Here is an 11,926-nt window from a genome sequence, read left to right as displayed (position 1 = left end):
TGACGAAGTTAATTACTGATACTATTGCCGTCATGCTTCCTCGGCTCACCACCACCCCCGCCGCGACCACGGTGTTCACCATGGTCCTCACGCAGGGGCCGGTCTCCCGGGTGGAGATCGCGAAGCGGACCGGCCTGTCGTCGGCCGCCGTCACCAAGGCCGCCCGCCCGTTCATCGAGGAGGGCTATCTGCAGGAGCTGGAGGCCACCGAGCGGACGGCGCCGGGAGCCGGGCGCCCCGCGAGCCCGCTGGCGATCAAGCCCGAGCGGGAGTTCTTCATCGGCGTGAAGATCACCAATGACGAGCTCATCGGGGTGGTCACCGACCTGCGCGCGCAACCGCTGGCCTCCTCGCACCGCCCGCTGGCGACGACGGACGTCGAAAGCGTTGTCGCGGAGCTGGCCGAGCTGGTCGCCGGGCTGCTCGCCACCGACCCATCCTACGGCGCGCGCTGCCACGCCCTGGGCCTGGCGGTGTCCGGCGACGTCGACAAGGCGCACGGGCTGGTGCGCTACTCGCCCTTCCTGGGCTGGCGGCAGGTGCCGCTGGCCCGCCTGGCCGCCGCGGCGACCGGCCTGACCGTCACGGTCGAAAACGACGTCAAGGCGCTCACCGTGGCCGAGCAGTGGTTCGGCGACGGGGTCGGCGCGTCGTCGTTCGCGCTGGTCACCGTGGGCGTGGGGATCGGCTGCGGGCTCGTGGTCAACGGGCGTGTGGTGGCCGGCGCGCACGGCGTGGCCGGGGAGATCGGCCACATCCCGGTCGGCGGCGAGGAGCCGGAGTGCCACTGCGGCGGGCGCGGCTGCGTCGAGGCCATCGCGGGGACCGCGCCCCTGGTGGCGGCGGTCCGCGCGGCCAGTGCCGCGGACGCGGATGATGCCGTCGCCGGGCAGGTGGTGACCACCATCGAGACGGCCCTGGCCGCCGCCCACGCCGGGGATCCGGCCGTGCGGGAGGTGTTCGCCCGCGCCGGGCACGCCATCGGCCTGGCTATGGCCGCGATGGCCAACCTGTTCGGCCCCGAGCGGATCATCGTGACGGGCGACGTGCCGGGACTCGTCGCCTACGACCTGTTCGAGGAGCAGATCAACCGGTCGTTCACGGCCCAGGCGTTCGGCGCGGCGGCCGACTGCCGGCTGTTGCTCCGCCCGCGCACCTTCGAGCAGTGGGCGCGCGGCGCCGCCGCGGTCGCCATCCAGACCCTCTTCACCCTCTAGGGAGAGACATTGATCCCAGGAGCCGATGCGGCCCCCGGCCTCTGGCAGCCCCACGATCCCGTCCAGCCCGCGGAGCTGCCGCGGCAGACCAAGGAGATCGCCGCCGGCGGGCTCACCCTCGAGTGCTCCGGCGCCGCCGAGCTGACCTGCACCGTGCACGAATCGGCCCCGGGCGTGCTGGAGGTGCGCGTCGTCCCCGACCGGACCGCCGAGATCCGGGTGGGCTGGCGGGTGCCGTGCGTGGACGCCACCGCCTTCTGGGCCGCCGACGGCGGCGAGCACCGCGGGCTGCCGCCGTTCTGGCGCCGCCCCCGTACGGCCGCGCTGGAGAAGAACGCGCCCGTCGGCTGCCTGGTGGGCGCGGGCGACGTCGCCCTGTGCACCTACGCCGCCGGTGAGGTCGTCAGGCCGGTACGGACCCGTACCGGCGTGGTGGAGGAGACCGGCGACTTCGGCTTCTGGGTGGAGCACGAGGCGGACCCGCGCGGCGGGCTGCTGCTGCGGCTCGACCTCAGCCGGCGGCACTTCGCGCGCACCCTGACCGACGTGGCGGCCTGGTGGGGCGCCCTGCACGGGCCGGCCCGCGAGGTGCCCGAGGTGGCACGCATGCCCGCCTACTCGACCTGGTACGCCATGCAGCAGCATGTGGACGCGGCGAGCGTGGAGCGCCAGGCGGGCCCGGCGGCCGAGCTGGGCTGCGAGGCGATCATCGTGGACGACGGCTGGCACAGCACCGACCGGGGCCGCGGATACGGCTACGCCGGCGAGTGGGAGCCCTCCCTCGCCGCCTTCCCCGACCTCCCGGCGCACGTGGCCAAGGTGCGCGAGGCCGGGCTCGCCTACCTGCTCTGGTACGCCCTGCCCTTCGTGGGCCGCCACACCGCCCTGTGGGAGCGCGTGCGGCCGTACACGCTGGCCTACAAGGAGCACATGAACGCGGCCATCGTCGACCCCCGCTACCCCCACATCCGCGACCTGCTGGCGAGCCGCCTCACCCGGGCGGTCAAGGAATGGGGGACGGACGGTCTCAAGATCGACTTCATCGACCAGTTCGCCGTGGAGAACCCGCCCGAGCCAGGGCCCGAGGCCGACTGCGCCACCGTGAACGAGGGCGTGCGCAGGCTGCTGGCCCAGCTGCCCGGCGACTGCCTGGTGGAGCTGCGGCAGCCGTACGTGAGTCCGGGCCTGTGGCCGCACGCCACCATGATCCGGGCCTCCGACTGCCCGCTCAGCCCGCTGCACAACCGGCAGCGCACGGTGGATCTGCGGCTGATCGCCGGGCCGCTGGCCGTGCACGCCGACATGCTCATGTGGCACCCCGGCGAGAGCCCGGAGCACGTCGCCGCGCAGCTCGTCAGCGTGCTGTTCGCGGTCCCGCAGATCTCGGTCGACCTGACCGCGCAGAGCCCGGAGCAGCTGGAGGTGCTGCGCTTCTGGCTGGCGTTCTTCCGGGAGCACGCCGCCGTGCTGCAGCGCGGCGACTTCCGGCCGGCCCGCCCCGACCTGGCCTACCCGCAGGTGACGGCCCGCTCGGCGGACACCGTGATCACCGCCCGGTACGCGCCTCTGCCGGTCGAGGTGCCGGCCGCCGGCACGCTCTTCGTGGCCAATGGCGACGCCTCCACCGGCGTGCTGCTCAAGGTGGAGGAGCCGGGCACGGCCCGCGTCACGGTGCGCGACTGCCGGGGCCGGGCGCACGGCGAGGAGCTCGTACGCCTGGAGCCCGGCATCGTGGAGGTCACCGTCCCCGTGGGCGGCCTGCTGCGCCTGGAACGCTGAAACCCCTCGCGCGGCCGGTCCGCGCGAGGGGTTTCGTTCACTTGATGACGATCTTGTCGAGCTCGGGGCCCCTGGCCGTGAGGCCGTAGAAGCGGATGGTGTTGACCCCCGCCACCAGGTCCACCGGCACGGTCGTGGTGGTGACCGTGTCCTTGGTCCCGGTGATGGGCACCGTGGTCGCGTCGCCGCCGTTGACGCTGACGGAGAACGCCTGCGACCCGTCCACCAGCGCGTGCACCGTCATCTGGCGCGTCCCGGTGGTCTCCGACAACACGCCCCTGACCACGGTGTAGTCGTAGACGTTGCCGCCGATGAGGATCACCTTGCGCCCGCCGGAGCACACGGCACAGTACGCGGGCTCGGCCGCGCCCTCGAAGATGTTGCCCACCCGCTCGGCCTCGTACGCGCCGGGGCCGCGGTCGGGCGCGGGCAACCGCACCGGCGGGGTCGCCGGCCCGAGCTGCTCCGCCTTGAGGTTCTTGACCAGCATGTACGTCTCTTGCAGCCCGGCGCTCTTGATGCTGCGGTAGATGCCCCACTTGGGCCGGTTGTACTGCTCCTGCGTCCACCACAGGTCGATGTGCTCGGCCGTCTGGTCGACGATCGTCCGGTGCCCGTCCTTGAGCACCCAGCGCATGTAGCCGTCGTCGCTCGACCTGAACTCGATCGTGACGTTCACCCACTTGTTCTGGATCGGCTCCAGATCCGCCGTGGCGAAGTCGTGTGACTTGTTGTCCTCCAGCGTCCAGTAACGTGCCGCGATCTTCTGCACGCCGCCCACGACCGGCAGCGAGATCTGCGCGACCGGGGTGCCGACGTCGGAGTTCTTCAGCTGCCAGATGTGGGTGAAGTTGCTCGTCGCGTCGAGGGTGTCCGGGATGTACATCTGGTAGGAGAGCCGCCAGGTCTCGTCCTTACGGATCTCCAGCGGCGTCCCGTCCGCGGTGCGCATGCCGCGTACCTCGTTGCGCATGCGGTCGGAGCCGTCGCGATCCTCCAGGTGGGCGGTGAACTTCCAGGCGTTCCCGTCGACGCCGACGTGCGGCAGGCCCTCGGGGTGGGAGCCGCGCCGGTCGTCCTCCAGCGCCTCGAACGCGTTGACGCCGTCCCGCTGGGGGCTGGGGTTCCAGCGGGTCTCCCACCGGGGTGCCGCGGAGGCCGGAGGGGTCACACCCACCTGGGTGATCAGCGCCATGGCGGACAGAACGCCCGCCAGGCGCAGGCCGTGCTTGTTCATTGAAGGGTGATCCTGTCGAGATCGGGCGCGCTTGCGCTGTCGTTGTACAGGCGGACGCTGTTCGCGCCCGCGTTGAGCCGCACCTGGACGGCCCGGGTGACGGGGTCGTTCCAGCTGGTGCCGGTCAGGGAGACCGTCTGGGGGGTGCCGCCGTTCACGCTGAGCTGGAAGCTGCGGGTGCCGCTCACCAGGCCGTGGACGGTGAGCTGCCGGTCGCCCGCCGCGGACGACTGGACGTTCAGCGTGACCGCGTTGCCCGAGCCGTTGCCGAGCCAGCCCACCTTCGTCCCGCCCGAGCAGCCGGAGCAGGAGGTCGTGCGGGCCGTGCCGCTGAGTGAGCCCTGCTCGGCCTCGACGGAGGACGGGTCGGAGGGATCGCCGCCGTCACCGGTGAGCTGCTCCCCTCGCAGGTTTCTGACCAGCAGGTAGGTGTTCTGCAGGCCGGAGCTCTCGATGCTGCGGTAGATGCCCCACTTGGGTCGCAGGTACTCGTCGTCGCCGCGCCACAGGTCGGTGTCGTCCAGCCGCCGGTCGACGAGCGTCGTGGAGCCGTCGCGCAGGATCCAGCGCAGGTAGCCGTCGTCGGAGGCCTTGAACTCGAACGTGGTGTCCACCCACTTGCCCTGGATCGGGCCGAGGTTGGTGTTGCCCACCTCGTGGGTCTGCTCCGCCTCGTCCCAGTAGCGCACGTTGATCTTCGGGGTGCCGCCGGAGATCGGCAGCGACATCGTGTAGAGAGGGGCGCCCGAGCCGGGCGTCTTCATCTGCGCGATGTGGGTGAAGCTGGTGGTGGAGTCGAGCGTGGTCGGGATGTACATCTGGTAGCTGATGCGCCAGGTCTCGTTCTCCCGGATCTCCAGGTACGAACTGCTGCTCGTCCGCATGCCCTTGACCTCGTTGCGCTGCCGGTCGTCGCCGTCGCGGTCCTGGGTGTGCATGTCGAAGCGGTAGGCGTCGCCGGAGACGTAGATGTGGGTCGTGCCGGGGTGGGAGTCGGAGCGGTCGTCCTCGATGCCCTCGAACGCCTCGGCGACAGTGTCGTTCGCCGGGTTCGGGCTCCAGCGCAGCGTCCACGCCGCGTCGGCGCCGGCGGGAGCGGGCAGCGCGAGGGTGGTCGTGGTGAGTGCCAGGGCGGCTAAGACGCCGCCGAGTCGCTTGTTCATGAGACCTCTTTCCTGAGATGCAGCGTGAACCCGCCGTTCGGGGCGACGGCGAGGTCGAGCTTGCTCCCGGCGGCCACGGTGACCGTCTCGGTGTGGATCAGGTCGCCGGGAGCGTCCCGGTGGATCTCGGCCGCCCATTCCCCGTCGTCGAGGAAGTCGAGCGGCACGGTGAGCGTGCGGGCCTCACCCGCGACGCCCGCTCCGACGTACCATTCGGCGCCGTTCCTCCTGGCCAGGAGAATGTGGTCGGCGGGGTCGCCGGACAGCAGCCGTGTCTCGTCCCACGCGACGGGGACGGTGGACAGCAGCCGCAGCGCCTCCGGCCTGGCTTCGTAGGCCTCGATGCCGTCGGCGAAGTGCTGGACGCCGGACTCGAAGAGCACGGACAGCGCGAGCTCGAATCCGGCGGAGATGGTGCGTACCGCGGTGAACGTGCAGGGGGTGAAGTCCATCGGGCCCTGCACGTTGCGGGTGAAGGCGAGCGACAGGTAGTGCTCGGGCGGGTAGAGGGGCAGCTTGCCGGGCTTCGGCTTGATCCACTCGGCGCCCTTCACCGCCTCCGCGGTCATGAACTGCGGCCAGGTGCGCTCGGTGCCGCGCGGGATCGTGCCGCCGTGGAAGACCACCATGAGCTGGAGCCGGGCGGTGGCGGCCAGGATCGAGTCGAACCAGCGCATCCGGTCCTGGCCGTCGGACTCGGTGAAGTCGATCTTCACGCCGACCGCGCCCCACTCCTTCCAGAGCGCGAGCTTCTGGCGGTGCTCCAGCTCGGTGTCGACGTGCTGCCAGTGCGACCAGAGCCAGACCCCGACGCCGCGCTCGCGGGCGTAGGCGATCAGCTCCGGCATCCACTCCTTGTTCCAGCCGGCGTCGGCCAGCAGGTACGGCCAGCCGTTGGCGGCGGCGAAGTCGACCCACCGCTTCTGGGCGTCCAGGTCACGGGTGGAGGGCCCGTCGGACCACCAGGACCAGGCGGCGGCACCGGGCCGGATCCAGCCGGTGTCCTCGACCCGCGAGGGGGCCGCGAGGCCGGTCACCAGGTCGCTCTCCACGATCGCGGCCAGGTCGGCGCCGATCACCGTGGTACGCCACGGGGTGACCAGCGGGCTGGCCGCGGTCACGTACGGGTCGGGCAGGTCGAGCTTGAAGGCGCGGCCGTCGAAGCGCAGGCGGGAGCCGGCGTAGGTGCTGTCCAGGTTCGACTCGGTGACCAGCAGCCAGGAGTCGCCGGTCCGGAAGAGGGAGGGGTAGCCATACAGGATGTGCTCAGCCGCGCCGACGGTCGTGTGGTGGTGGATCTCCTCGTAGTCCGAGCGCCCGTTCTCGTACGGCAGCAGCACCGCGCGGGCGTCGGCCGCCAGTACGTATTCGGAGACCTCCTCCATGACGGTCACCGGGCCGGTCCACGGCACCGAGTACCGGTAGGCCACGCCCTGGTCGGCGACCCGTACCTGGAGGTCGAGCCGGTGGGCGCCCTTGGCGAAGGCCAGGGTCCACTCGGTGGCCGTGTGCCGGTGCTCGCGCCGCTTGCCGATCACCGTCCGGTAGGACTCGTCGATCCGCCGCGGCCCGGAGATCGCCTCGAAGGCCAGCCCCGTGCTCAGGTCCTCGTGGGCGGCCCGCAGGCCGAGCCGGGACGGCGCCACCACGACGCGGCCGGCGTGCCGCACCTCCATCGTCAGCTCTCCCTCGGGGGAGAGCGCGACCGCCACCTCGATGTCGTGATCGCTGAGCGTCCAGTTCGGCACGAATCCTCCAGTCCAAGAGATAGGAGGAGTTCGGTCCGGGATGCCGGCGACCGGGCGTGGCCTGCGAATCGGCGCTCCGCGGGGGTCCGGATCTCCTCACAGTGCGCCTGAGCTTAGGGTGATGGCCGCCTGAATTCAATTCTTGACGAAGTTAATTACCAGGTCTACGGTACGGCCATGCCCCACGGACCAGAACAGGAACCCTCAAGTACCCCGGCTATTCATCCGATCTCTGCCACGCGACTGGCCGAGTTCCGGGAACAAAGGTTCGGGTTGTTCATCCACTGGGGGCTGTACGCGCTCGCCGCCCGCCACGAATGGGTCAAGCAGCGCGAGCGCCTCACCGACGCGCAGTATCAGCCCTACTTCGACAACTTCGACCCCGATCTGTTCGACCCGGACGCCTGGGCGCGGGCCGCGTCGGACGCGGGCATGCGGTACATGGTGCTGACCACCAAGCACCATGACGGTTTCTGCCTGTGGGACTCGGCCCTGACCGACTACTCGGTCGCGCACACGCCCCACGGCAAGGACCTGGTGGGGCCGATCGTCGAGGCGTTCCGGGCGCGCGGGCTGGGCGTTGGCTTCTACCACTCCCTGATCGACTGGCACCATCCGCACTTCCCGATCGACGGCCTGCACCCGGCATACGCCGAGGGCGTGTCCAATGATGACCGAAATATCGAGATTTATCAGTCCTATTTGCATGGCCAGGTCGAAGAGCTGCTCACCCGCTATGGCCGTATTGACACCATGTGGTTTGACTTCTCCTACTCCACCCGGGTCAGGAACGGGCAGCTCACGCCCGGCGGCAAGGGCGCGGCCGACTGGCGCTCCGAGGAGCTGGCCGCCCTGGTCCGCAGGCTGCAACCGGACGCCATGATCAACAACCGCCTGGAGATCCCGGGCGACTTCGTCACGCCCGAGCAGTTCCAGCCGCCCGCTCCCCCGGCCGGGGTGTGGGAGGCGTGCCAGACGCTCAACGGCAGCTGGGGCTACGACCGGGACAACCTCGACTACAAGCCCGTGGACCTGCTCGTGCGCATGCTGGTCGACACCGTCTCCAAGAACGGCAACCTGCTGCTCAACGTGGGGCCGAACGGACGCGGCGCCTTCGACCCGCGGGCGCTGGAGACGCTGCGGGGCATCGGGGAGTGGACGCGGCTGCACGGCCGCTCCATCTACGGCGCGGGGCCCAGCACGTACGAGGCACCGCCGGACTGCCGCTACACCCAGCGCGGCGACCGGCTCTACGTGCACGTGTTCGCCTGGCCGTACCGGCACCTGCACCTGCCGGGGCTGGCCGGGAAGGTGCGCTACGCGCAGTTGCTGAACGACGCCTCCGAGATCCGCACCCTGGTCCCCGACCCGGCCAGGGACAGCGGGCACACGAAGCTGGGCGCCCTGCCGCCCGGCACCCTCACCTTGCAGCTCCCGGTGCAGCGGCCGGACGTGGCCGTACCGGTCATCGAGCTCTTCCTGTGAAAGGTCCACCCCCATGGAGATGAACCGACGTCACCTGCTGGCCCTCGCGGTGGCCCTGCCCGTGCTCGCCGCGTGTGGCGACAACAGGCAGCAGCCGCAGTCGCAGACGTCCAGTGTGGTGAAGTCCGGCGTGCCGCAGCTGGACGCGAACCGGCCGGGCAACGACACCTGGCCCTTCGAGGAGGCCGAGGCGCTCAACAAGTCGCTCACGTGGCCGACGACCAACGTGCCGGAGCCGGCCTCCAAGGTCACGCTCACCGTGGCCATCACGTCGGACGTCGTCGCCGAGGTGCGCAACGCCCAGTTCGACCTGTTCTTCAAGCAGCGCCACCCGAACATCGAGATCAAGCGCGAGACCTCGGCGTTCGACGCCTACCTGACGAAGTACATGGCCCAGGCGGCGGGTGGCAAACTCCCCGACGTCATGTACATCCACTACAGCTGGGCGCAGAACTTCATCGCCAACGACATCTTCCAGTCGCTGGACGACTACATCGCCAAGACGCCCGCCTTCGACATGGCCGACCTGCCGCAGAACGCCCTCGGCTACTTCAAGGACGGCGCCGGCAAGCTCTACGGCCTGCCCACGGACATGGCCCCCAAGCTGCTCTTCTACAACAAGGACGTCTTCGACGCGGCCGGCGTCGACTACCCCGACGACTCCTGGACCTTCGACACGATGCTGGACATGGCCAGGAAGCTCGCCAAGGGCGAGGGCGCGGAGAAGGTCTACGGCTTCACCCCGATGCCGATCCCGGCCCCCGACCTGTCCACGATCTTCCTCATGCCGTACGGCGGCGGCTTCCTGAGCCAGGACGAGATGAGCGTGGAGATCAACAAGGAGCCGGCCAGGAAGGCCCTGGGTCTCTGGCTCGACCTGCTGCGGAAGGACAAGGCCACGCCCAGCCTGGCCGAGCTCAACCAGGTGCTGGAGAAGGTGGAGCCGTTCAAGATCGGCAAGGCCGCCATGTCGATCCAGGGCGCGTGGATCCTCACCGAGCTGGCCAAGCAGAAGGCGTTCAAGTGGGGCGCCGCCCCGGTGCCGAAGGGCCCCGCCGGCCGCTTCACCCCGGCGGTGGGCAGCGCGCTCGCGATGACGGCGAACTCGCAGCAGAAGGACGCCGCCTGGATCTACCTGAACGAGTACCTGTCCTCCACCGGGCAGCAGTTCCGGCGCATCAGCGCTCCGGCCCGCCAGTCGGCCTGGATGCCGAACGCCGAGGCGCTGGGCATCCCGAAGGACGTGATCGAGATCGCGCAGGCGGCCATGAAGGACTACGCCACCAGTGACGGCGTCATGCACCTGCCGGCCAACAAGAAGATCGTCGACACCGCCAAGCCGATCTGGGAGAAGGCCATGATCGGCGACCTGACCCTGGACCAGGCGCTCCAGCAGATCGCCGAGCAGGTGACACCGCTCCTGGCCGAGAACAAGATCGCATGACCGCGATCAGCCTCGGGAGGCGGCGGCGTCCGGTGTCGGCGACCCGCCGGGAGGCGCGCCGCTTCCACCTGTTCGTCTCGCCGTGGGTGATCGGGTTCGTGCTCTTCAGCGGCGGCCCGATCCTCGCCTCCATCGTGATCAGCTTCACCAAGTGGAGCCTGCTGCGCCCGCCGGAGTGGGTGGGCCTGGCCAACTACCGGAAGATGTTCGCCGACGCGGAGTTCTGGAACGCCGTCAGCAACACCTTCTACTACGGCATCGGCTCGGTGGCCCTGGGCGTGACCTTCACCCTGCTGCTGGCGATCCTGCTGAACCAGCCGCTGCGCTTCCAGGGCCTGTTCCGCACGGTGTTCTACATGCCGTCCGTGGTCGCGGGCGTGGCCACGGCGCTGCTGTGGCTGAACATCCTGCACCCCGACTACGGGCTGATCAACAAGCTGCTGGCGATGGTGGGGATCACCGGCCCGGGCTGGCTGGGCTCGACCGAGTGGGCCATGCCTGCGCTGATCCTCATGAGCGTGTGGGGCTCGGGCAACACCATCATCATCTACCTGGCCGGCCTGCAGGGCATCCCGCAGACGCTGTACGAGGCGGCGGAGATCGACGGGGCCGGATGGTGGCGGCGCTTCTGGAGCGTGACCGTGCCCATGATGTCGCCGGTCATCTTCTTCAACGTGGTGACCGGTTTCATCGCCAGCATCCAGGCGTACACGCTGATCCTCATCATGACCGAGGGCGGCCCCGCCAACTCCACGATGGTCCTGGGCCTGTACATCTACCAGAACGCCTTCGTGTACTTCGACATGGGATACGCGGCGGCGCTGTCGTGGGCGATGTTCCTCATCGTCATCGTCGTGACCCTGATCCAGTTCGGCCTGGCCAGGCGCTGGGTCCATTACGAGTTCAAGTGAGGCGGCCGTAGATGCTCCTCGAAACGGCCAGGCCGGCCACCCGCCGGGCGCACCACGACCTCACCGCCGCGCAGGCGGAGCGCATCAGGAGGATCCGGCGCACCGGCGCCTACCTGCTGCTGATCGTCGCGACGGCGGTGTTCGTGCTGCCCTTCCTGTGGATGGTCACCACGTCGCTCAAGTCGGACGCCGAGAACCTGGCGTTCCCGCCGCAGTTCCTGCCGGACTCCTTCCACTTCGAGAACTACGCCAAGGGGTGGAGCGGCAACCTGCCGTTCAACTCGTTCCTGCTGAACAGCGTGCTGATCACGGCGCTGTCGATGGTGGGGAACCTGATCTCGTGCGTCCTGCCGGCGTACGCGTTCGCGCGGCTGCGGGCCAGGGCGTCGGGCGTGATGTTCTCCCTGATGCTGGCGACCATGATGATCCCCCGGGAGATCACGCTGGTGCCGAAGTATATCATGTTCGCCCAGCTCGGGTGGGTGGACTCGTACCTGCCGCTGGTGGTGCCGGAGTTCTTCGGCGTGGCGCTCTACATCTTCCTGCTGCGGCAGTTCTTCACCACGATCCCGCAGGAGGTCATCGACGCGGCCCGCATCGACGGGGCCTCCGAGCTGCGCATCCTGTGGCGGATCATGCTGCCGCTGTCGAAGCCGGCGATCGCCTCGATCATGCTGTTCTCGTTCGTGGGCAACTGGAACCAGTATCTGGAGTCGGTCATCTACCTGCGCACGACGGAGAAGTTCACCATCCCGCTGGGGCTGGCGATGTTCTCCGGGCAGTACGCCACCCAGTACAACCAGATGATGGCGGTGGCGCTGATCACGCTGATGCCGGTCCTGATCCTGTTCTTCATCGCGCAGAAGACGTTCATCAGGGGCGTCACGCTCACCGGCATCGCGGGCCGGTAGCCCTTCACGGCGGGTGGTGGTCGCGCGGCCC

9 protein-coding genes are annotated in these 11,926 nt (G+C 69.6%); 6 read left to right on the top strand and 3 right to left on the bottom strand.

Annotation, left to right across the window (positions count from 1 at the left end):
- Positions 1 to 32: 32 nt before the first annotated feature.
- Positions 33 to 1,217: an ROK family protein gene (locus BLS95_RS02235; RefSeq protein WP_176992983.1), complete on the top strand. Its 1,185-nt coding sequence runs from the start codon at positions 33 to 35 to the stop codon at positions 1,215 to 1,217.
- A 9-nt stretch (positions 1,218 to 1,226) separates the two neighbouring features.
- The gene (locus BLS95_RS02230; RefSeq protein ID WP_245764769.1) at positions 1,227 to 2,996 is read left to right on the top strand and encodes a glycoside hydrolase family 36 protein; all 1,770 of its coding nucleotides are present in this window, start codon (positions 1,227 to 1,229) and stop codon (positions 2,994 to 2,996) included.
- 37 nt (positions 2,997 to 3,033) lie between these two features.
- Here the strand turns inward: BLS95_RS02230 and BLS95_RS02225 are convergent, their stop codons facing one another.
- From BLS95_RS02225 to BLS95_RS02215, 3 genes are read right to left on the bottom strand one after another with little or no spacing between them, the layout of a single operon-like run.
- Entirely contained in the window at positions 3,034 to 4,233 is a 1,200-nt protein-coding gene (locus tag BLS95_RS02225; protein WP_090928518.1) for a carbohydrate-binding protein, read from the bottom strand.
- Entirely contained in the window at positions 4,230 to 5,396 is a 1,167-nt protein-coding gene (locus BLS95_RS02220; protein ID WP_176992982.1) for a CBM35 domain-containing protein, read from the bottom strand. Before BLS95_RS02220 ends, BLS95_RS02225 begins: the two co-directional genes overlap by 4 nt.
- Positions 5,393 to 7,144, bottom strand: coding sequence for a glycoside hydrolase family 97 protein (locus BLS95_RS02215; RefSeq protein ID WP_090928516.1), 1,752 nt, complete (start codon positions 7,142 to 7,144; stop codon positions 5,393 to 5,395). The genes BLS95_RS02220 and BLS95_RS02215 overlap by 4 nt, the downstream gene beginning before the upstream one ends.
- A gap of 177 nt (positions 7,145 to 7,321) precedes the next feature.
- Between BLS95_RS02215 and BLS95_RS02210 the strand changes: the two genes are divergently transcribed.
- Genes BLS95_RS02210 through BLS95_RS02195 form a run of 4 tightly spaced genes read left to right on the top strand, consistent with a single transcriptional unit; the run spans position 7,322 to position 11,895 of the window.
- The gene (locus BLS95_RS02210) at positions 7,322 to 8,629 is read left to right on the top strand and encodes an alpha-L-fucosidase (protein ID WP_090928514.1); all 1,308 of its coding nucleotides are present in this window, start codon (positions 7,322 to 7,324) and stop codon (positions 8,627 to 8,629) included.
- A gap of 13 nt (positions 8,630 to 8,642) precedes the next feature.
- Complete coding sequence (locus tag BLS95_RS02205; RefSeq protein WP_090928512.1) at positions 8,643 to 10,073, top strand: ABC transporter substrate-binding protein; 1,431 nt, start codon at positions 8,643 to 8,645, stop codon at positions 10,071 to 10,073.
- Positions 10,070 to 10,984, top strand: a complete 915-nt coding sequence (locus BLS95_RS02200) for a carbohydrate ABC transporter permease (RefSeq protein ID WP_090928510.1) — start codon at positions 10,070 to 10,072, stop codon at positions 10,982 to 10,984. Before BLS95_RS02205 ends, BLS95_RS02200 begins: the two co-directional genes overlap by 4 nt.
- 11 nt (positions 10,985 to 10,995) lie before the next feature.
- Positions 10,996 to 11,895 (top strand): carbohydrate ABC transporter permease, encoded by a 900-nt coding sequence (locus BLS95_RS02195; protein ID WP_090928507.1) that lies wholly within the window; start codon positions 10,996 to 10,998, stop codon positions 11,893 to 11,895.
- Positions 11,896 to 11,926 lie beyond the last annotated feature (31 nt).

This window comes from Nonomuraea jiangxiensis, from assembly GCF_900099965.1.
Lineage (GTDB): Bacteria > Actinomycetota > Actinomycetes > Streptosporangiales > Streptosporangiaceae > Nonomuraea > Nonomuraea jiangxiensis.
This window is presented reverse-complemented; position numbering and strand designations above follow the sequence as displayed.